The following is a 20,865-nucleotide window of genomic DNA, read 5'->3' on the forward strand; positions in this document are numbered from 1 at the left end:
AAAGTCGGCCCATCACTCACACGCTGCGGCAGAGGGGGAGCGCTGCCGCGGTGAACGCCTGCGCCTGCTGGCCGACGAGTCGGCGGGTTTCGCAGGATGCCTGGATGGCGGCTTGCTCGATGGATGCCACGGCGGCGTCGAGTTCGTCGAGGGTGGGCGCGGTCACGCACACGAGTCCGGTTGTTCGGAGTACGCCGTGGCCGGCGGTGAGGTCGGCCTCCTGGTGCAGGAGGTCGTCGTATTCGGCGGTGGCCCCTGCATCCGCTATTTGGCCGATGCGAGTGCGTTGGTGGGCGTCGCTGATCAGTTCGGTCTTCTTCTTGCGCAGGTCGCGCGCGGCCTGGTCGGGGCGGACGGGCAGGTAGTGCAGCGCCACTGTGCGCAGGATGCCGTTGGTGAAGACGAGGGGTGAGAGGAATCCCGGGAACACCTGTGACCTCGGCCATTCGCTGATCCACAGCACAGCGTGGAAGGCGCTGTCGGTGCGGAGGTGATCCCAGCTCTCGGCGACCGCAACGGGGCCGGCAGTTTCGAGCGAGCGCCCGACGTCCGGGTGGCGTTCGAGGTCGACACCGACGTCGGGGTCGTATGCGGTTCGCAGTATTCTCGCGAGCTCGTCCGCGGGGAGCCAGCTGCCCACGGTGAGGTCCGCGGCGCGCAGGGCCGCGGTGAGGGCGGTCATTTCCTGGCGAAGCACGGCCGCCGCGCCGCGCATGCCGCCGCCATGGGTACGTACTTGGCGGGAGGCTGCGTTGAGGTCGAGAGAGAGGCTAATCGTGGTCGCATGGCGTTCGTTGGTGGGGCCGGCCCGCGCGATGAGTTCGCGGTAGGTGGCTGCGGCCCAGCTGTCGTCGTTGGTGCCGTGACCCTCCCACCACTCGGCGAGTCCGGTGCCGGAATCGGGCAGGGTGCGCTCAGACACCTGCAGCCGCGCGATACGCCCGGAGCGGCAGGCGCCGGCCAGCACGCGTCCCCACCCGGCGACTCGGCGGTGCTGTTCGCCGGGGTCGAGCAGGGCGAAGGCCGGGTGCGAGACTGCCACTATCGCGGTGAGTGTGCGCGCGTGCGGGTCATGGATCATCACCGCGCCAGATTCGGGGTCGGTCCATTCGCGCAAAGCGGATGCGTCGCCCGGCAACGACAGGGTGCCGACCGGGCGCAGGCGCACGATGCGGCGCCGATAGGTGAGCTGCTCGGTGCCGGCACGCAGCATCCATCGCGTGACGATCGGCACCCACTCGACGATCTTCCGGCCGCCGAGAGGGATGAGGGCTATCAAGGCGGCGGTGCCCCACAGGGGAGCCGACCAGGGGATACCCGAGGCGCCGGTTGTGTAGAGCACCGTGACGATGGTAAGCGTGCCGATCGACAGGGCGATCAGTTGCGGCACGGACAGGCCGAGCATGATGCCGCGTTTGGTGAGGCGTGAGAATTGCGCCGGCGCGAGCGCGTATTCGGTGCGGGCCTTGTCTGTGTCCATGGCTATACGTCCTTGCTTGGTCGTCCACGTGCGGAGTCTGGTGAGCTTCTGGGAGTGCCCGGTTGCGACGGGCCGGATGCCGGGGGAGTGCTGGGCGCGGCGGCGTTGCTCGAGGACTGGCTGTGGGCATCCGCTGCCTGACCGACCGTGCTGGCCATCTTTGGACCGGCCTCGGCGGCGGCCTTGATCACCTGCGCGCCGACCGCGACGCCCGCGGTGGCTGCCCCTGCTGCGGCACCCGCGCCCGCCGAGCCGGCCTTGGCCGACGCGCCCTTACCGGCGGCAGCACCACCGGAGCCGCCGCCCGACGACGTCGGGCCCGGCCCTCCACCGCTTGAGGAATTCGTCGGTGCTGGCCCGCCTTGCGATTCCTTCCCGTTTCCTCCATTGCCGCCAGGCTCAAGGATCTTCTTCGGCTCGTCGACCATCGGACCTTTCGGCACCGGGACGGGCCGGTTCATCGCTGACTTTGCCTCCTGCTCGCTGGACATCGCGTGGTACATGTCGACGCCAAGAAAGTTGAGGAACTTGTAGGTGATGTAGGGGGCGAAGGCTGCGATGAACATCAAGACGATGCCGGCGACCGGATCGCTGACGGAGGCGAGATCCGCGTCGATTGGTGCCGAGACTTGCGCGACAGCGACGAGAAAGATCACGACGAGCACGAGTTTGGAGAGGATGAGGGCCATCACGAAGGCGACCCATTTCGAGAACCAGCCTTTGGCGGAGTCCCAGGTAGCCCCTGCGAGGGCGATCGGTCCGAAGACGATCGCCACCAGGAGGAGGGCTTTGCGGATGAGGAGGGAGAACCACACGATGGCCGCGCCGGTGATCGCGAGCGAGGACAGGAAGATGGTGACGATTGCGCCAACGCCGGGGGAGGCGATGGTGATGCCTGTGAGGCCGGTGGCGAGGAGGGCGATGCGGTCGCCCATGCCCTCCATCGTGTTGCCGCTCGCTTGGACGACCCCGATGGTGAGCTGGTCGGTGATTTCGAGGAGCAGGCCGGTGATGGTGATGATGACAAATGATCCGAGCACCGACTTGGCGACGCCGATCGCGGCTCGGGAGAGCGCCGTCGGGTCGCGGTGCACGAGGCCGGTGAGCAGTTGTAGGCAGAACAGCACCAGGGTCACGAAGACGGCCACGCCGAAGAGCACGTTGTACACGTCGATGTATGCCGGGTCGGTGAGGTCCACGAGCGTGGTGGAGTCGAAAGCGGCCCACACGGCCTCGAAGAGCCAGGCGGCAGCGGAGCCCATCGCGTGGGCGAGCCAATCGAAAGGCGCCGCGACCAGCGCAGCGGCGCCTTCGCCTGCGGTGCTGCAGACGTTGGCGATCACCGGCACGTCGCACACGCTCATCTGGTGCCCCGTTCACGTGGGAATCGGAGTCAGACGGCTTGGCCGACGGTCCAGAAGAAGTTGACCAGGGTGACGGCTGAGCCGCAGACGATCGCGGCACCGCAGGCCACGAGCACGCCGACCTTGCCTCGTGAGGCGAGGTGCGGGTTGGACGAGTTCGCGCCGAAGCCCCACACGATGGCCGCGATGATCAGCGCGAGCACGCTCAGGATGAGCCCTACGGTCATCACCGCACCGACGATGATGCGTAGTTGCTCGATGCCGGGAAGGCCCGTCCCGTTCGGAACAATGTCAACCACAATCAGCTCCCTCAGTCGGTTGATGGGTACGAGAGAGAGGTGCGCAGGCGGTTTCCGATTCAGGCACGTGGAATGCCGAATGCGCCGATTTACCTTCGAGCGTTGACTACCAGCATTCCATGGCCCGTGCGGCTTAGGACCACACCCACCCAAGGCGACGGCGCAGTCGTCGTCGGACAACAGCGGTCGGCGATTGAAGGCCGGACCTGTCTATCCCGATGGGCATCGCACAGAAGAGCGCTGCAAGTCGAAGTAATAGTGCAGATTGGCTCTCAGAGAAACTCATCGCGAATCCGTGAGCAGAAAGGTTACGAAGGTTCATACCGGGTGACAGGAGTGTCACGCGAAGCGCTCGAACCCAGTTCGGGTCTAGGTCCCGATTTGCGAGTGCATTGACGTAGAAGTCCATGGACGGAAAGCGGCCCGGGGATTCGCCACGCTCGGTTCGATATAGCGGTTCGTCGAGCTTGAGGAGCAACTCCCGCGCAGCTCGTTCGATAAGTGGAAGAGACAGGCGAGCCGAATCGGAGAAATTTCCGGCCCAATGCAACATGACCGAGTCGGCGAAACATTCAGCCAGCTCCGCATCAGCCGAGAACCTGTCCACTATGTAGCTGGCAATTTTGTCGGACGGCGGTGGGGAAAACCGATCACGAATATGCTGCAGTTCGAGTGCCAGAAGGATTGAAGACATGTTGAGCGTGATGGTCTCAACTCGAGTGGTCTCTTCAGCCATGAAATCCGCGTTAGTGCGCTCAGGAAGACCGTGTGAACCGTAGACCGTTCGAGTGATGAGTGCCCTTATCGAGCCGGAAGCGGTGCGTTCTGCCGTTCTGATATTTGCTTCGTGGTCTCCGGATGGGCAGATGCCGGCGAAGAAAATCAGAAGTGCATGGTCCCATTTGCGTGCACGACGGTATCGCCGAAGGTGCGCACGAAAGAGGTTCTTGGACATCGGCACATCAACACCAGCGGTTTTCCATCCCATCGATTCCTGACTAACGGACTGCATGATTAACACGGCGGCGGCTTTCAAATCGGCGAGACCATACGATTTGGCCAGGTCCGCGGCTGTTTGCGCGTGATGCATCTTTTGGATCCCGTGATCGGCAGAGTCGGCGAGCATCAAATATTGACTAACGTGCCAGCGCCTGGCGAGCTGCAACTCCCGGGGGTTCTCTGCGAGCCTTGCGATTGTTTGAGCAAGCTCGTCGATGAATGAGATTGATGAATCTCCGATGGCAAAGAGAAGTTTCCGCAGGACCTCTCGCTCGCTGGGCCCAAGTAAGCCAGCGCGAGGGGGCGTCGAAAGTGCGGATAAGAGAGTAAGTGCAGTGCCGCTCGTCGCCGGGTCGTTGACGAGCGCCTCGCTCTGACGAAGCATGGCTGCGCGGACGGGTAGTTCCTCCATCATTCCGCGAGAACGAGCGATATTGTTCGCTCGCGCGAGTGAAAGCGCGGCCTGAAATACGGGAATCTCTCCAGAGTCGGCAGCCTCCATGTAGGCCGCGATTGTGAAAGCAGCATGCGCCGGTGACGTTTTCACGCGTGCTGTCAGGAGGATATCGGCAATGTGTGCACGGAGTCCCTGGTTCTCCAGGACCGTGATTACTTGGGACCACAGGTCCCATGCGCTCGCTGGAGTCGCAGACATGGGACGCGTGGCAGTGAGGGGAAGCCCAGATTCCACGAGTTGGACGTCGCCCGAACTATCGAAGTCTTCCTGGAGCTCGTAGGCGAATATGAAGTCGATCTCTACCCGTAGGTCCTCGTCGAGGAGCTTGTACTGTTCGTCCAGCCAGAGGCGTTCCCAGACCATGATGAGGTCATCTCCGGAGTTCACGACTCTGTCGAGTAGTGGAGCGACGACGTGTACATGGGGCGGGACAAACTCGTAAACCACGATTCCTCTTTCTCGATCGCTGTCGGTAGCGCGGTCGTTGGCGACGTGTCTCTGACCGCTGTAAACAAACGCAATTTACCTTCTCATACGGCGTATTGGGCAAGGGTGTTGTGACGGCAGATCCCGCCCTGCCTATGCCCCGGATCTTGCATCCGGGACACGATTGAGCGGCGTTCCTCGATACCGTTACCCACTACAAACAGTGCCAAATCACGGAGTGCCCCAAAGATGGGCCCCCGGTGCCATATCGTTGAGGCGAGGGGGCGGTTTCCACACCTATGTGCGAGATCGGGGTCCGTCAGAAAGAGCGTGTGCAATGACGGACAACGAATGGTCCGACGAGGATTTTCATAAGAAATGGCAAGAGCAGGCGGATCAGATGGGCCGCTTCAACTTGGCAATTTTCGGCAAAACAGGGGTCGGAAAATCCACCCTGATAAATGCAATCTTCGGTGAAGACGTCGCCCCGACCGGCGTCGGAGAACCGGTTACGATGGAAAATCACCTCTATCTACACCGAGAGGGATTCCTCGGCCTCCTCGACACGCGTGGCCTTGAAATCGGTAAAGACACGGACACACTCATCGCTGAGCTCTCAACGTATGTCCTGCGCATGCGCGAGAACCCACTGTCTGAGCAAATCCACGTGGCCTGGTACTGCGTACGCGCAACCGATCGCCGGTTTGAGGACACTGAGCGGAGTTCATACGTCGGCTACACAAGCTCGGGCTTCCAGTCGTGGCCGTTCTTACCCAAGTGCAATCGAGAGACGGCGAGTTGCACGGCGACGCAGTGGCACTGGCCGACCACATTGCCGAACTCGGGCTGCCGATCGTTGGTGGCCGCCCGATTATGGTGATGGCCGAGAGGGATAACTTCACTGGACAGGTCGAGCACGGCTTGAAGGACCTCCTGGATGCCACGTTTCGTGTTGCTCCGGAAGGCGTCGAGTTTGCCCTCGCTGCAGCGCAAAAAATCGATATGGGCCGAAAACGTCAACAGGCTAAGACCGCGGTCCGGTTGGCTGCGGCAGCGGCTCTGACGGTCGGCGCGATTCCCATTCCGGTCGCCGACGCTGGCGTACTAATTCCGATTCAACTCGGCATGATGGCGAGAGTTGCAGCAATCTATGGCGTCAAGGTGGAAACTGCCACGCTCGCAGCGGCCGTCGCGACGACGGTAGCTGCGGCGGCGGGAAGAAGCGCCGCTGTCGGCCTTCTGAAGCTGATCCCTGGCGCCGGGACGATTGTTGGGGGCACTATTTCCGCTGCCGTCGCGAGCACATTCACATTGGCCATTGGATACGCCTGGGCAGTTGTATGCGGCGAGCTCACACAGGGCAGGCTCAAGGGCGCCGATGGTGCGCTTGACAACGATATGGTGCGCGAACTGTTTCAAGCTCAGGTCGCACTCTGGTTCAAAACGGTGCGCGCAGGCAACGCGTAGTTAGGTCCGAGGCCGCTAGAGGAGGAATTCGGCTAGAGAGTAGAACCGACGCCGAGAAGGAAGTTGACCCAGGCTACGCCGGCGCCCGCGAGGGCGGCTGATCCGCAGGCGACCCAGAGTCCGACGCGCCCTCGGGAGGCGGTCTGGAAGTTGCCATTGGCCGCGGCGAGCGCCCAGGTTACGCCGCTGATGATCATCATGAGCACGGAGATGATCAGGACGATCATCAGCATCGCGCCGACGATGCTCTGCAAGTCTGCAGCGCCACGGACGGCGCCGAAGTCCGGGAAAACGTCCATGTCAGTGCGCCCTTCCGCATCCGGCCGCGGCGACCCCGGAATAGGCCGAGCCTGAGGCATCGTGTTCGGCCAGCCAATTCAAGGCATTGACGGCGGGCTGGCTCGCGCCGCCCGGGTGGATCTCGAGGTGAAGGTGTAGGCCGGTTGACTTGCCGGCCGAACCGACGTCACCGATGTGCTGGCCGGCGGCGACAGCGTCGCCGGTCGCGACGTGGATGCCGGAGTCGTAGAGGTGGGCGTAGTAGGACGTGACGCGCTGGCCGCCGACAGTGTGTTCGATGGTGATCAGGCCGCCGTAGGTGCCCCGCTGCCCAGTAAAGCTGACGACGCCGTCAGCCACCGCGCGGATCGGAGTGTTCATTGGCGCCGCGAGGTCGCTGCCCGAGTGGAACTTCCGCGCGCCGCTGTACGGGTCGATGCGCCATCCGAAGCTATCCGTGTTTGTGTACGTGCCAGCGGGAAGCGGGAACACCACACGCGCGGTCTCTGTAATGGTCAATCCAGATCCAACCGCGGTCGCCGAGGGCGCCTGAGTGAGCGCGGCGAGGATCGACTCAGCGACGGGCTGGTAGTTCTGGTACCGATCCGGGTAGGCGCTGACCTCGACGGCCTGCGCGACTGCGCTCGGGTCGAGCGCCTGCCACCCGGCGATGTCGAGCAACCCACGTGGCGAACCGGCGTTGGGGCCCGAGGGCCCTCCGAAGAATGCCTGTGCCTGATACTCCGGGCTCATGAGCTCGGCCACCGTTCCCCAGCCTGAAACCGGGCGCATCTGGAAGAGGCCCAGGGAATCGTGATCGGAGCCCACCCCGTCGTTCGCATACCCCGCGGACTCCGGATACGCGCTGGGGTTGGCGAGCATGCGCAGCGTCGATTCGGTGAGCGCGGCCATCAACGCTATGAGCACACCGGGTCGCCCCAGGTCGGCGTAACGCGCGCCGACCGTCATGATCGTTGCGGCATGGGTCAGCTGGGTCCTGTTCAGGGTGGTCGATCGGCCGTCTCGGGTTCGAGCCGCAAGAGTGTCAGGGATGCTGCCGACGAGGAGCGATCCCGATCCGCAGGAGCTCGAAGCGGGATTTGTGATCGCGGCAACGCCCACCAGCCCGACCAGTGGGCCGACGATCACGAGCACCGCGACGAGGCCGATGAGCTTCTTCATCGGTCGGCCTCACTCCAGGGGGCGGTCGGGCTGGGACAGCCGCAGGAGCGTGCACGTCTCCTCGGCTGAGCACACGACGAAGACCGTGAAGGTCACCTGTCTCTCCGTGTCCAGGGCCTGCGTGTTCCACGTGCCGGCTCGATAGCGGGTTCCCGACACGGTGAAAGCCCTCGTGCCCGGCGGTATCTGCCCTGCGGAGGCCTGCTCGAGCGCGGTCGACCAGGCGGCGGGCACCACGACCGATTCGACTTCGATCCATTGCCGGGTGCCATAGGTGGTGAGTTGCTGCCAGATCGGGGCGGCCGGGAAGTAGCCCCGAACGTCGGATGCCACTGCAGGGGCATCATCCGTGTCGGCGACGTCGACGAGCACCTGGGCCCAGTCGGAGAGGCCAACGTGGTACCGCGTGTCCCAATTGAACAGGGCGCGGGCAACGCTGCGTGTGAACAGCTCGGGGTCTGTCGTCGCCAGAACGGGCGGCGGCTGCTCGGGGTTGGCCGTGGGCGTTGGTGAAGCGGATGCCACCGGCGTCGGCCGTGGGGCCTCACTCGGCTTGTCGGGGCCGCGGAATAGCCCGAACAGGCCGACGACGATGAGTATGAGCAAAGCGAGGCCGCCGCTGACGATCGCGATGACCAGGCGGCGACGGTGGGTGCAATGCATTGTGGTCTCCTCTGGGTCAGGGCGGCGGGTTGCCTTATCGAGCAAGTGATCGTGCCGGCAACAGGGCAACTGCGGGGGAGTCGTCACGAAGGGAGCGCATCCGCTCGGCGAAGGCGATGGTGCCGGCGAGCGTCGCTTCGAACTGCTGCCATTGCTCATCGGTGAGTTCGGACACGATCTCTGCGTAGTCGTAGTGGAGCCACCATTCGTGCAGGTCGTTCCACAGGAACACGAACGATCGCACAGGCAGCCGTGAGTGGCTGGAGGCAACCGGCCGCGTGTTCCGAGCCTTCGTCGCTGTCTTGGCACGGGAGAGCGCTTCCTTAGCGAGCTTTTCGAGTTCGATGTCGGTCTGGGTGTTCTCGGCGGCGTGTACACGTGACGCTCCTGCCGATGCGGCATGACGGATGCCCGCGGGCTGCGCCGCATCCGCTGCCAGTTGCTCGAGTTCGGCGAAAGCCAGCTGAGTCTTCATGCGACGGTGTGCCGCGGCGACGGAGCCTCCGTCGCTGATCAGGTCGAGCTCAGTGGACGCGAGACGGCGGAGTGCCTCGTCCTGACTGTCATCGGCAACGATGCCCTGCAAGTAGCCGATGCGCTCGAGCGTCGTGTACGAACGTGTCCCGGTCACGAGGAGAGCGGCTTGCGCCCGGGCATAGCCATCGAGAGAGGTCACCGGCGCTGCCACGGTGGCAGCGCCGTCTGATCGGGGATTTCCCTGCTCCACACCGAATCGTGACGCTACCTGACGACGCCGTGCGTCCTCGGCCAGGAGCATCTTCACCTCGCGATACAGGGTGGCCGCTTCGGTCGGGCTGAGGGTCTTGTGCAGCGCGTTGTCGTCTTGCTCCGCGAGTAGCTGGGCGAGTCCGTCTGAGATGCCGGAGCGAACCCACACGTTGAGCTTGCGCACCCCAAGCTGCCGGAGAGCGGCCAGGCGGCGGGCACCGCAGACGAGGGTGCCGTCGGGCGTCACGGTGATCGGCTGCAGCAGTCCCTGCTTCTCGATCGAAGCAGCCAAGGCGTCGATGTCGCCGAAGTCGGTGCGGTGCCGCGAACCTATCCGGATGGAGTCGATCGACCGCTCAAGTTCGATGTGACCCGGCGTGCTGATCATACCCGCGCTCCGGGGGCGTTGTTGACGATGTCGGAGACCAGGTCGTCGTCGTGGAACAGGGCCCGCAGCGGTTCGCCGAGGAGTAAGCGAAGCAGGATGCCGTGGCCGGCCTTGGTGTGCACCTGCAACGGGTTGCCGTTACCCAGGAGCGCCCGGAGCATCGCCATCCAGGCTCGCTGCGGGAGGTCGAGCAGCGCGCGGGCGGGATAGTCGCGGCGTAGGGCTTCGTAAGCGGATGCTCGAGAGGGTGCGTCCGCGAGTCGGCCGCAGACGTACTCGACGCCGCTGCGGGCGCGATCTGCTGGCCAGTCGAGCAAAGTGAACATCATGATCGCGTCCTCGACCGCTGCGGCGACTTCGACCACTGGCGCTTCTTCAGGCTGCGCGTCGGTCGTGCTGAAGGCGGGGTGGTAGTCGGTCAGGGCGTGCTCGCGATCGCTGAAGCGTTCTGCGTCGTGGAACGCGGAGACCTTGGGCCGGCGTGCCTGGTGTACGGAGCACAGGAGCCCTTGGGCGCGTTCCTCTGCGATGCAGGTCACCTGCACGGCTCGGGTGACCATCGCCCACGGGTCGTCGGCGCGCAGTGTTGACGGTGCCCGCATGGCATCGTAGGCTGCCGCCGCTGCCTCCCACGGATCCAGGCCGTGCTTTCGGGCCAACCCGGCGTAGCGCCGAGCGGCGAAGTGCATGAGTTCGGATGCCTCGGGGTCCGAGCGCCAGCGGACGCCGCCGTCCGCTTGAAGTCGAGCCAGCAAGAGTCGAAGACCTTCGGAGTCGCGGAACGACTTCGACCCCTTCTCTCGCTGCGTGTGCCAGTCCATGGCGGTACCTCCTGTCGAATAAATGCGTGTTGTTTCGCTCAACAGGATGCGCATGATCAGATCCGTCCGAGCCCGTGTCGGGACATCGGTGGACGCTCTGGCGACTGCCCGAACTCGGAGAGGGGAGGCAGCCGGTCGGCACGTTCGCGCATCGCCCGACGGGCGTTGGACGGGCCCCGTCGCAGCCGCCGAGCGAGCTCGGTCTCGAAATCGAGGCCGCGACCGGCAATGCGACCGGTACCGATGCTCAGTAAATCCGAGGCCCGAACCCAGTCCAGGCCCGGGCGGGCGGCACGCCTCTCGGGCATTATTGCGCGGGTGGGCCGTGGATCGGCGATGCCGCCGTGGGCCAACGGTACGTGGGCAGAGGCCTCTCCGTCGATGGCAAGGCTCGGTGCGCGGCGTGACTCCTCGAAGTCGTCTTCGTCCATGGCCTTCTCTCTTTCACGTTGGTCTTCTTAACAGCAGGAGCGACGACGCTTACCCAGAACCAGCGCGGCACATGCTCGACGGATGCTTCGTCACACCAGGCATTGTCCGTCACCTCGTCTGCTGCCCAGGGGTGTTTGGTCGCGCCACTGGGCTCCGGCAGCGGGGGGTTGATTCTCCGTGGCGCGTCGATTTGCCGATCTGATCGTGACGGCAATCTCCGTCTCCTCGAGGCCGGCGCTCTGGGCAGCCGGGGCGAGCGCTGCTTCGACGGCGGCGGGAGTGAAGCCGGCTTCGGTGAGTCGGCAGGCGGCCCAGAACAGTCCGCTGTTGCGCTCGCCTTCCTGCAGCTTGCCCACCCACTGCGCTAGCCGGGTCGGCTTGAGTACGCCTGCTGTCCCTGGCCGCGCCATCGCTCGGGGCGCGTGCGGGTCGACGAAATTCCGTAGGGCCGCGGCATCCACTGGCTTCGAGCCCCCTTCAGTCAGCGTGACGAGGCGATAGCCCACTCGGCCGTTCTCCCGCAGAAGGGTAGAGGGAGGCACGACCACGTAGCCGCCATTGCCCCGAAAATCGATGTGCGCAGCCGCAGCCTGCCAACAGCGTTGCGGCCGGGCAGCGGATGCCGGGAAATAGACGTGCATGCCCCCGGATGGAGTGCGCACCCGGGCAAGATCTCCGTCGACGAGCCCGGCGACGCTGGCGCGCTCGAAAGCGTCGAAGCCTGAAATGGTGTGTGCCACGTCGATGTCTACGACGTCGACACCTGACGGGCTGCCGGTGGGCATTCCGATGTTCGCGCGGGGCCAGCGAGCCCACCACGCGCCGACCTGGTCGAGGTCGCGGCTCGCGTCGTTGAACCCCGCAGCGGTGAGCGGACGCTTGCCGTCGCGTACACACGGGAAGATCGGGATGCCCGCCCGGGCGAACACGAGGGCGGCGTCCCGTGTGGTGAGTCGGTTCGTGTCGATGAGTACCTCGGCGATATCCATCAGAGGCTCCGCACTTCGGGCCGAACCGTCGACAGATCGGTCGAGGGTGCCACGGCGAGTGTTGCGGAGAGCTTCTCGCGCTCAAACACCAGTGGATCGCCGGCGTCGAGCTGCGCTGTCGGAAGCTGGTCGAGAATGGCCACGGCCACGCGACGCACCCGCTCGCCCGTTTCTTGGGCGACCTCGCTGGCGCTCTTGCCCGGTACGGAACTCGCCCAGGCCGACACGTACGGGATCGTGTAATCGCTTGTATCCATGCCATGTGCGGCGCCGATCATCAGGGCGACCGACTCCGCTTCGACCTCGCCGATCCCGCGATGCGAGATCGTGCCGGCCTCCGGCTGGTGCATCCGGATGTGTACCAGTTCGTGTGCGAGGGTCTTCACCTGAGCGGCGGCGTCCATATCGGTGCGCACCGAGACCGATCTGCCGGTGAAGTTGGTGAGTCCGTTGGCTCCGCCGAGCGAAGCGGCATCCGCTTTCGACAGCAGAGTGAAGCCAGCGTCGCGGACCAGCGCGGCGAGACCATCCCAGAGACCGCGCGGAGCCTCGCCCGTGAGCAGAACCGGGGAGGGACGTTCCTGAATCGGCTGCCCGGCGGTCTGCGACACGTCCCAGACGTAGGCGGGCCGGGAACCGACCATCTGCTGACGTACAACCTCCCCGGGGCGCGGCCGCTCGTTTCGGTCGAGCCTGCGCCACGAACTCACGACAGCGGGGGAGGAGGTGGCAAAGCGCGCGGTGACGGGCGCAAAGATCATGTAACCCTTCTGTCCGGCGACGACGTGACGGCCGAGAGCGTTCCACTGCCGGAACCCGGCGACGTAGCTGGGGACCGCGCTCGACACCATTCCGCTCTCGTGCGCCGCAGAATGCTGCGCCCAGATCAGGAGGGTGTTGTTGAAGGACCGCGTGCGGAAGCGGGCGGCGAACTCGAGTGCTTGCTTCCACTCGTTGCCGGTAACCAGAGCTTCGACAGACGCGACTAGGCGTTCGTGAAGTTCGGTGAGTTTCGCATCTCGCTCCTGCGGCGAGTGCGCTTGCATAGACATAGTGATCACCTTCCCGAGGGGGGCCACGTGCTCGTGGCTGACAGACAGGTGCGCCTCGCCGTGCCAGTGCCCTCGGCGAGGGGAATCGTATTTGAGCATGCTCAAATGGTGATTCTGGATATGTTGTATCACCGGATTTGAGTATGCGCAACCCTTGCGTTGGTCATGCTCAACGAGTACATTGGGCACTCTCAAAGTCCCGCATGCGTTCATTGCTTGAGGAGTTGAAGGTTCCCGATATGACCGAAGTCGAAAGCACAACAGCCGCGGAGAATCTCGCGAAGCGCCTCCGCCTGCTGCTCGACGTCGCCGAGGCCGAAACGGGCAGCGAGCCGACCTTCACGCAGATCGCGGCGTTCCTAGAGGAGCGCGGCACGAACCTCTCGCGGTCGCGGTGGACCTACATGGTGAACGGCCACCGCTACGTGCAAGACCCGGCGGTCTTCAACGGCCTCGCCGCGTTCTTCGACGTTGAACCGGCGTTCCTCGCTGGATCCGCGGACGCCGAGACCCCCGCCAAGGTGACCACACAACTCGATTTGGTGCGGGCAATGCGTGCCGCGCGCGTGAAGACCTACGCCGCCCGCACGCTCGGAGATATTTCCCCGAACGCGCTGCAGGCGATCAGCAGATTCCTGGATGCAGAGGTTTCGAAGGACCTGCCCGGACGGCCTGACGACTCTGACACAGGTGGAGATACACAGAGGTCCGGAGGGATGTGACGCGGCAGTGAACAACGGAGTGACCGTGGCAAGGGCAGTCGATCGACTCGCGTTGGGCGAGACCTTCACCTTCGACCAGCTCGTCAGAGCAGTGCAGCGAAGTCGCCAACGTGGATTGCGGATAGTCGAACTCGCAGATCTCGGCGATCACGACGGACTGTGCGCCGTCTGGCTCATGAAGGAGAACGAGGATCTCATCCTTCACGCGCACAGTGACTCCGCGCTACATCGACAGCAGTTCGTGCTGCACGAACTCGCGCACATGATGCTCGGCCACGATTTCGAAGACGACCCCGAAGAACCCGACTTCCTTCTGCCTGATATCCCACCGCAGACAAGGCGGCGGCTCCTCAGACGCCAAGACCTGGACACCCCCGAAGAAATCCTCGCGGAGACCCTCGCCGACAACCTGGCCGCCGCGATCAGGGGTTCGACCATGCATTCCTCGCGGTACCTGGAGATATTCGGATGATTACCGGCATCGTCTCCGTGCTCATGTGGCTCCTCGTCGCGAGCCTGCTGATCTTGCGACGAGGTAGAGCCGAGCGCAACATCACGTATGCCGCCCTCACAATCGCGATCGCGATGACGTTGAATGCCGACGCGCCGTATCAGGCGCTCGATAGCCTCGCCGGGGGCACCAACGTAGTCACCCTTCTCGCGGATGCCGCGTTGATGGTCGGTGTGTTCTTCCTCGGCCGTGGTGTTCTGAAGGCTTCCGACCATCAACCGCGGGCGGTCCAGATTGCGCTGGGACGGTCGGCGCTCGTGGGGGCACTGGTCGGTGTGGTCGTTGCCTTCTCTTTCATTGACCGTGGCGAGACCACCACCAGCTTCATGCTTGACATTGGCGACCAACCTGTCGCGGCCACTTATTCGATCATCCAGTTCGCCTACTACGGGCTCGTCCTCTCCGCGATGGCCGTACTCGCTGCGCGGCAGCTCCGGACTAGTATCGGCGCCCAGCGTCTGCCGCCGGCATCGTTGCTCCTCGGAAGCATCTTCGGCGTCATGTTGAGCGTTGTCGTCGTCACCATGGATGTCGCCCATGTGATGGGAAATCTGGACCTCATGGCGGCCGCCGCTGTCGCCTACGAACCGCTGCACCTGCTGACGTTCCTGCTCCTCGTGCTCGGGTTCGCCGGGCAGCCCGCTGCCCGCACCGCGCAGGCGCGATCTCGCGAGCGGAAGACCCGGATGCTCATTGATGGACTCAACCCGATCTGGACTGACGCGAAAAGGGCCCGGCCAGGCATCAGCCAGAACGAGCAGATTGTGTTCGATACGGATGATCCAGAGACGCTCCTTCATCGCCAGGTCGTCGAGATTCGCGACGCGCTGATCGACACCCGGGTCGCCTTCGACGTCAGCCCTGAGACCAGGGACCTCGTTGAGTGCGCCGAGCGGCACCTTCTCGGGGCCGGGCCGAAGGACACAGCGACAGTCGCGTATCGTTCGGCAACCGGACCGCAGCAGTGAGAGTTGTGTCGGCGGTCGCTGGAGCCGTGGTTGCTGCTGGCCTGGCGCTCGGAGGACTCGGCCTGGTGATCGCAAGGAGCCTCACGGCCCCGGTCGGTCCGCGAACATACGACCTCACGATTCGAGGCGTGGACGACTCGGGGGAGCGACCCGTCGTCATCCTCGATCGGACCCCGCGCACCGCAGCAGCCGGTGACTACTGCCTCATCCTCGAGAACGGCGACTTGGTTCAGCTGTCGCGCGAAGTCCAGAACCGCGGGCCTCGCCTCATCGGCCGGAAGGGCGTGGGGGAGCCGCGGCGAGACTTATCAGCGGGTCAACGCGCATCCTGGAGCGGCATCTACTTCGCTACCCCAGCGGATGCTGCGCTTGAGTCAACCGATGTCATCGTGCCCACCGATGTCGGCCCTGCGCCCGCATGGCTCATCGCCCCTCCTGGCGAACCGTCCACCACATGGGCCATCCACATCCACGGCCTCGGAAGCACCCGCGCTGGCACGCTGCGCGGTGTTCAGGTGGCCTCAGAATCTGGTCTGACGTCACTCGTTGTAACGTATCGGAACGACGGCGAAGGCCCCAGAGTCGGCGCCGGACGATCCGAACTCGGTGCCGCCGAGGTCAATGACGTGCGCGCGGCCGTTGCCTTCGCCCAAGAAAACGGCGCCTCCAACGTCATTCTCTTCGGCTGGTCGATGGGCGCCGCCATCGCGCTGCAGCTCGCCGCAGATGCCCAGTTGCGCGGCATCATCATTGGCCTCGTACTCGATTCACCCATCCTCGACTGGGTCGCGACAATCATGGCAAACTGTACGCGCACAGGCCTGCCTGCATGGACTGGCGTGCTCGCCATGCCGTGGCTCAAGGTCCGACTCCTGGCTAGAATGACTCGCCTCACTAACCCCGTGGATCTGCCCAGTTTCGACTGGATTACGCGCGCCGGGGAGTTGACAGTCCCAACTCTCGTCCTCCACGGTGCCTTCGACACGTCGTCGCCGTTTGGCCTCTCGACTCGCCTCGGCATTCTAAGCCCCGGCGTCGTCGACCTTGAGAAATTCAAGGCCGACCACACAATGAGCTGGAACGCAGACCGCACGCGTTGGCGGGCAGCCGTCTCGTCTTGGTTGGTAGCGCAGCTAGCACCTGGGGATCGATGAGACCCAAATGCCAGTGACCGAATTCGTGCCTGAAGCGCCCGTGCGGTGGGTCTCGTCACCCTCAGCAGAATGCTGGTCAAGCGCCGCCGGGAGAGACGTGCGAACGGGTCCACCGGATTCCCGAGGGTCCAAGTCGATGGCTTGTGGAGTGGGCGGGACTCGGGCGAGGGTGCTGGTGGTGGGGCCGTCTTTTCGCCGCTGGCGGCCGGGGTGTTCGAGCTCTTACCAGAACATAGAACGGGCAGGTACTGCCATAGTGGAGAGGCGCCGTTCTCCGGGGGCGATTTTGGGGGTTGCATGACTCAGTTCTCTTTGTGGACCACGCGCGATGATCGCGTAGTCGGGACCCACCGCTTGTCGATCTTGGAGATGGATGAGAGCAAATTCGATGACGCGGTAGCGGTGTTGATTCCGTCATTCACTCAGCACTACATCAAGCCTGAACGACTTGAAAGGGCCTTGAGGAGAGGCGGGCGGCGGGCTGAAATTGCTCTGGCTAATCGGACGCCGACGACGAGTCGCACGAGATCAGGTGACTTCGGCGAGATCCTTGGAACGAACTACCTGAAAGAGGAACTCAACTACATGGCTGTTTTCCGTCTGCGCTGGAAGGATAACGCGAAGCTGCCTATGCGCGGAGACGACCTGCTCGGGGTGCGGGTCAACATTAAGAACGAGTTGGAATTCCTTAAAGGCGAGGCAAAGAGCGGTCAGAGGCCGGGCGCCTCCGTTATCTCAAAAGCGCGACAAGCTCTGGACCAGTACAACGGCATGCCGAATCCCGTCTCCGTCGCATTTCTTGTTGACCGGCTTGAGGAGAGCGGAGAGGTCGAGCTTTCTGACCGTGTTGATGATGTTATGACGGAGGAGGGCATAACAGCGGACAATGTCGAGCACCTCCTGTTTATCTTTTCGGGAACGGATGCATCCTCGCTTGTAAACAATGACATTGGAGCGCAGGGTGGCAGAATTGCCCAGGTCGGGGTAGTCGTGCGTGCTGTTTCGCACCAGAAGTTGATTCAAACCGTATTCGACGGAGTCGTCCATGGCTGATGCCACAGAGATCGACGAGCAGATTCGCAAACGGACCGCCCCTGCATTCCGAGGCAGCCTCTTGGCTCGAGGTCAGGCCCGATCTCTGGTTTGGAGAGATGGACTCGTACCCAAGGGTGGGCCCAACTTCTCAGATCACCTTTCCTACGATCTGCTCACCTACGGCTACGGTCTACTCGGCGAGGGTCTGCGCCTGATCGATCTTGAGGGCGCGTCACCGACGACATCGCTCGCTCTCGAGCGGGCTGCGGAGTCATTGGAATCCGTCTTACGAAATGGTGACGGTCAATTACCCGAGCGTGATCTAAACGTTCTGGTGGCCGCCGCCGCTTACCACGTGGGGGGCTTCGCGGCTCGGGCCTATTCCCTTTTGGATCAGCAAAATTTTGGAGAGGCTCATCCCGCCTCTGGTCAGGCGCTCGTATTCCTGATGCTTCGGCGCCTAGATCATTTGGAACACCTCGTGTCCCAGACCCTGCCCCGAATGGACGTCGACGTCGAGCCGCCGCTACCGTCGACGGATGCCGAGCTCCACGAAATGGCCTACGAAGTTCTTGATGACCTATTCCTCCAGGCCATGTCTACAGCTCTCACGGCTTTGGAGCACGGCTCACAGGGCCTTCTTCAAGAATCATTGAAAATGCTCGAGGAGAGCGCCGCCCTCGCGGGAGCGGGAGGATACGTCGAGCAATGGTGGATCCATCGGTTGGCACGATTCGTATTGGACGGCCTGTGGAGAGCAAGCCTTCACCTTCGGATTCCCCTCGCAGACGATCACACGACCGCGCCGTGGCGATGGGACCACCTGCGCTTGCTGTTTATCACCAGCCTGCTCAACCGTGAGCGCGCCGAGATTGAACTCTGGCCTTCCCAACTCGAAGCTGCTGAGCAAGTATTCGGCTCGGATGACAGCCTCGTTGTGTCCTTGCCGACGAGTGCAGGTAAGACGCGCATCGCAGAGTTGTGCATCCTAAAGGCCCTAGCCGAGGGACGGCGTGTGGCCTTCGTTACCCCTCTCAAGGCTCTTTCAGCTCAGACAGAAAGGTCTCTCTCGAAGACCTTTGCACCGCTCGGGGTCAGCGTCTCCAGCCTGTACGGCGGCATCGGCATGACGTCTGTTGACGAGGACCTCGCAATGAGCGTCGAGATCCTTGTCGCTACGCCAGAAAAACTCGACTTTGCGATTCGGAGTGATCCGAATCTCCTGGACAACGTCGGCCTTATCGTTCTCGATGAGGGGCACATGATCGGGACGGGTGAGCGCGAGATTCGCTATGAAGCGCAAGTCCAGCGACTTCTGCATCGATCCGACGCCAAGACGCGGCGAATAGTCTGTCTCTCAGCCGTTTTGCCGTCTGGTGAGGCGCTCATTGATTTTTGCGGCTGGATGTCAGGTGACGCCGAGCGCGGCCTCGTTACGAATGAGTGGACCCCAACTCGTCGCCGATTCGGTTCCGTTACGTGGAACGGCACGGTGGGGCGGCTCGAGCTCGAACTCGGCGGCGAGACGGCGTTCGTCCCAGCCCTTGTAAAGCTCAAACGGGCACCCATCACGGTAAGAAGGAGCCGGACGTTTCCTCAGGATCAGGGAGACCTTACTCTCAGCGTTGCCTGGGCGATGGCCGACGAGGGGCACTCGGTTCTCATCTATTCCCCGCAGAAGAACTGGGTAGTTTCGCTTGCGAAGAAGGTCGTGGAGCTGATCGGCTTGGGACTCCTGACTGACTTTTCGCCGCAATTGACCGACAAATACCGTAACGCGGTGACGGCCGGCGAAGAGCTGTTTGGGGCCCAGCATCCCGTCGTCCAATGCCTACGTCGAGGAGTCGCCGTACATCACGGCAGCTTGCCGGCCGCTTTCAGGAGCCAAATCGAAGAACTGCTCAGGGAGGGGGCCATTCGGATGACTATCTCGTCACCGACTCTTGCCCAGGGTGTCAACCTCTCAGCGACGTCTTTGGTCTTTCATAGCCTCTCTGCGATGAGCGGCTCTGATTTCAGAAACGTTGTTGGCCGAGCCGGGCGCGCTTATGCGGATGTCGAAGGGCTCGTAATCCTGCCCGTATTTGTTGAAGACAAGCGGAAGCAGCGCAGGCAACTCGCCCTGTGGGCCGATCTGAAGAGTGGATCCCGCGAAATGGATGTACGGAGTGGTCTGGTTCGGCTCGTCGCCGAGCTATTGAGCGCCCTCCAGATGCGGACCGGTGCCGTCAGTTTGGCCGAGCAAACTGAATATCTAGTTAATCAGCCAGACCCGTTCAGCTGGGCGAAAGGAGGCGAGTCGTCGGTGGACATTGTCCAGCAGTTGGATGCCCTCGATATAGCAATTCTGAGTTTGCTCGGCGATGAGGGAGTGCCCGAGGCCGCCCTCCTAGCGACGCTTGACGAAGTGCTCCAGAGTTCACTGTGGAGTCGAACGCTGAGCCGATTGACCCAAGGCGATCAGGACCTGCGGACGCTGCTGCTGCGCAAACGCGCTACGTACATTTGGGAAAGCACGTCAGCGAACCAGCGTCGTGCGCTATATCTCGCCGGAATCGGTCTCTCATCGAGCGAAGAATTTCGTGCTGTGCTTCCGAAGCTCGCGTTGGCATTGGAAGCGGCCGAAGTTGCTGTTGCCGAGGGCAATGAGGACCTCGCCCCACTGGCAATCACAGCGTTCGCCGCTACGGCGTTCCAATGCCAGCCGTTTGTACCGAAAGCTCTTCCCACCCGCTGGCGGGAGATGCTCACCCAATGGATTAGAGGGGAGGCTCTCACGGTAGCCGAGGACGAGGATCCGCTTGAGGCCATGGACTTCGTGGAAGGTGCCGTTGGGTATCGCTTGGTCTGGGCACTCGAAGCGGTGCGAGTCATGTCACCACTCTTCGATAAACCCGACCTCGAATCCGATTCCGAAGCTTTCAGTCTCCTAGTTCCCGGCAACGTCGTTGCCGCCGTTCAAGCGGGAACGCTGAATACTTCAGCTCAAACAATGCTTCAAGCGGGCCTAGCATCGCGAGAGGTTGCTCGAATTGTCGTGGCCGATTTCGCACCCACATTCAGTTCGGTTCAACAAATGACTCTGTGGCTGAAGTCCGAATCCGTCGCACTTTACTCAGAAGAACCGACCAGTCCTACCTCCAAGTTGCATGACATTTGGTTGTCATTCGTTGAGCGCAGCAGTTTCGAAGTCTCGTCGGCTTGGTCTCGGCGGGAGTATGACTTGGAAGTTGATTGGTTCGAAGAGTCTCCAACAATTGGTTGGCCCCTCATCGTGCGCCACAATTCACTCGATGTTAGATCGGCCGACTTCACTCTTCTCGGGCATCTCAGAGAATCGATCAAAGTGGCGCCAGGCCGCCTTCAGGCATACGCAACCGGTCCCACGACCATGCGAGTCGTTCAAATCGGCCCCGATGATGCTCCCTCGACTGAGTTCTTCTGATCC

General features: G+C 63.1%; 20 protein-coding genes. 8 read left to right on the forward strand and 12 right to left on the reverse strand.

All coding sequences use genetic code 11. The features are described from left to right. Positions 1-16: 16 nt before the first annotated feature. The 4 genes from BJ997_RS07490 to BJ997_RS07505 all read right to left on the reverse strand — a co-directional run bounded on the left by BJ997_RS07490 (position 17) and on the right by BJ997_RS07505 (position 5,046). Positions 17-1,480: an SCO6880 family protein gene (locus BJ997_RS07490; RefSeq protein WP_035839809.1), complete on the reverse strand. Its 1,464-nt coding sequence runs from the start codon at positions 1,478-1,480 to the stop codon at positions 17-19. Positions 1,481-1,482: 2 nt separating this feature from the next. Continuing rightward, positions 1,483-2,844, reverse strand: a complete 1,362-nt coding sequence (locus tag BJ997_RS07495; RefSeq protein ID WP_035839807.1) for a TrbL/VirB6 family protein — start codon at positions 2,842-2,844, stop codon at positions 1,483-1,485. Between the two features lie 29 nt (positions 2,845-2,873). Beyond that, positions 2,874-3,143, reverse strand: a complete 270-nt coding sequence (locus BJ997_RS07500) for a DUF6112 family protein (RefSeq protein WP_052542689.1) — start codon at positions 3,141-3,143, stop codon at positions 2,874-2,876. Between the two features lie 133 nt (positions 3,144-3,276). Continuing rightward, positions 3,277-5,046, reverse strand: coding sequence for a hypothetical protein (locus tag BJ997_RS07505; protein WP_035839805.1), 1,770 nt, complete (start codon positions 5,044-5,046; stop codon positions 3,277-3,279). Positions 5,047-5,362: 316 nt separating this feature from the next. Here BJ997_RS07505 and BJ997_RS21195 point away from each other — a divergent pair, with 316 nt between their 5' ends. Both BJ997_RS21195 and BJ997_RS21200 read left to right on the forward strand, forming a co-directional pair. After that, positions 5,363-5,905 carry a GTPase family protein gene (locus tag BJ997_RS21195; RefSeq protein WP_201771752.1) on the forward strand — a complete coding sequence of 181 codons (543 nt, stop codon included), beginning with the start codon at positions 5,363-5,365 and terminating at the stop codon, positions 5,903-5,905. Then, entirely contained in the window at positions 5,839-6,492 is a 654-nt protein-coding gene (locus BJ997_RS21200; RefSeq protein ID WP_201771751.1) for a DUF697 domain-containing protein, read from the forward strand. The genes BJ997_RS21195 and BJ997_RS21200 overlap by 67 nt, the downstream gene beginning before the upstream one ends. Positions 6,493-6,524: 32 nt before the next feature. On the opposite strand, the gene BJ997_RS07515 is transcribed toward BJ997_RS21200, so the two are convergent. The 8 genes from BJ997_RS07515 to BJ997_RS07550 form a co-directional block, all read right to left on the reverse strand. Further along, the gene (locus BJ997_RS07515; protein ID WP_035839802.1) at positions 6,525-6,791 is read right to left on the reverse strand and encodes a DUF6112 family protein; all 267 of its coding nucleotides are present in this window, start codon (positions 6,789-6,791) and stop codon (positions 6,525-6,527) included. A 1-nt stretch (position 6,792) separates the two neighbouring features. Then, a complete protein-coding gene (locus BJ997_RS07520; RefSeq protein ID WP_035839797.1) occupies positions 6,793-7,953 on the reverse strand; it encodes a M23 family metallopeptidase in 1,161 nt (386 codons plus the stop codon). A 9-nt stretch (positions 7,954-7,962) separates the two neighbouring features. Next, positions 7,963-8,616, reverse strand: coding sequence for an OadG family protein (locus BJ997_RS07525; protein ID WP_035839793.1), 654 nt, complete (start codon positions 8,614-8,616; stop codon positions 7,963-7,965). Between the two features lie 34 nt (positions 8,617-8,650). Beyond that, positions 8,651-9,733, reverse strand: a complete 1,083-nt coding sequence (locus tag BJ997_RS07530; RefSeq protein WP_052542687.1) for a ParB N-terminal domain-containing protein — start codon at positions 9,731-9,733, stop codon at positions 8,651-8,653. Further along, positions 9,730-10,554: a hypothetical protein gene (locus BJ997_RS07535; protein ID WP_052542691.1), complete on the reverse strand. Its 825-nt coding sequence runs from the start codon at positions 10,552-10,554 to the stop codon at positions 9,730-9,732. The genes BJ997_RS07530 and BJ997_RS07535 overlap by 4 nt, the downstream gene beginning before the upstream one ends. 56 nt (positions 10,555-10,610) lie before the next feature. Then, on the reverse strand, positions 10,611-10,985 hold the full coding sequence (locus BJ997_RS07540; RefSeq protein WP_052542686.1) for a hypothetical protein: 375 nt from the start codon (positions 10,983-10,985) through the stop codon (positions 10,611-10,613). 90 nt (positions 10,986-11,075) lie between these two features. Further along, the gene (locus BJ997_RS07545) at positions 11,076-11,975 is read right to left on the reverse strand and encodes a bifunctional DNA primase/polymerase (protein ID WP_183323326.1); all 900 of its coding nucleotides are present in this window, start codon (positions 11,973-11,975) and stop codon (positions 11,076-11,078) included. Continuing rightward, a complete protein-coding gene (locus BJ997_RS07550; protein WP_052542532.1) occupies positions 11,975-13,126 on the reverse strand; it encodes an ArdC family protein in 1,152 nt (383 codons plus the stop codon). Before BJ997_RS07550 ends, BJ997_RS07545 begins: the two co-directional genes overlap by 1 nt. Positions 13,127-13,266: 140 nt before the next feature. On the opposite strand from BJ997_RS07550, the gene BJ997_RS07555 reads away from it, so the two are divergent. The 6 genes from BJ997_RS07555 to BJ997_RS07580 all read left to right on the forward strand — a co-directional run bounded on the left by BJ997_RS07555 (position 13,267) and on the right by BJ997_RS07580 (position 20,862). Further along, entirely contained in the window at positions 13,267-13,749 is a 483-nt protein-coding gene (locus BJ997_RS07555) for a hypothetical protein (protein WP_052542531.1), read from the forward strand. Between the two features lie 25 nt (positions 13,750-13,774). Continuing rightward, on the forward strand, positions 13,775-14,221 hold the full coding sequence (locus BJ997_RS07560; protein WP_236629087.1) for a hypothetical protein: 447 nt from the start codon (positions 13,775-13,777) through the stop codon (positions 14,219-14,221). After that, positions 14,218-15,228, forward strand: coding sequence for a DUF6545 domain-containing protein (locus tag BJ997_RS07565; RefSeq protein WP_052542530.1), 1,011 nt, complete (start codon positions 14,218-14,220; stop codon positions 15,226-15,228). Before BJ997_RS07560 ends, BJ997_RS07565 begins: the two co-directional genes overlap by 4 nt. Next, positions 15,225-16,382: an alpha/beta hydrolase family protein gene (locus BJ997_RS07570; RefSeq protein ID WP_052542529.1), complete on the forward strand. Its 1,158-nt coding sequence runs from the start codon at positions 15,225-15,227 to the stop codon at positions 16,380-16,382. Before BJ997_RS07565 ends, BJ997_RS07570 begins: the two co-directional genes overlap by 4 nt. A gap of 297 nt (positions 16,383-16,679) precedes the next feature. Further along, positions 16,680-17,435, forward strand: coding sequence for a Hachiman antiphage defense system protein HamA (locus BJ997_RS07575; protein ID WP_476695898.1), 756 nt, complete (start codon positions 16,680-16,682; stop codon positions 17,433-17,435). After that, complete coding sequence (locus BJ997_RS07580; protein WP_052542527.1) at positions 17,428-20,862, forward strand: DEAD/DEAH box helicase; 3,435 nt, start codon at positions 17,428-17,430, stop codon at positions 20,860-20,862. The genes BJ997_RS07575 and BJ997_RS07580 overlap by 8 nt, the downstream gene beginning before the upstream one ends. Positions 20,863-20,865: the final 3 nt, after the last annotated feature.

The sequence above is a fragment of the Cryobacterium roopkundense genome (assembly GCF_014200405.1).
Taxonomy (GTDB): Bacteria; Actinomycetota; Actinomycetes; order Actinomycetales; family Microbacteriaceae; genus Cryobacterium; species Cryobacterium roopkundense.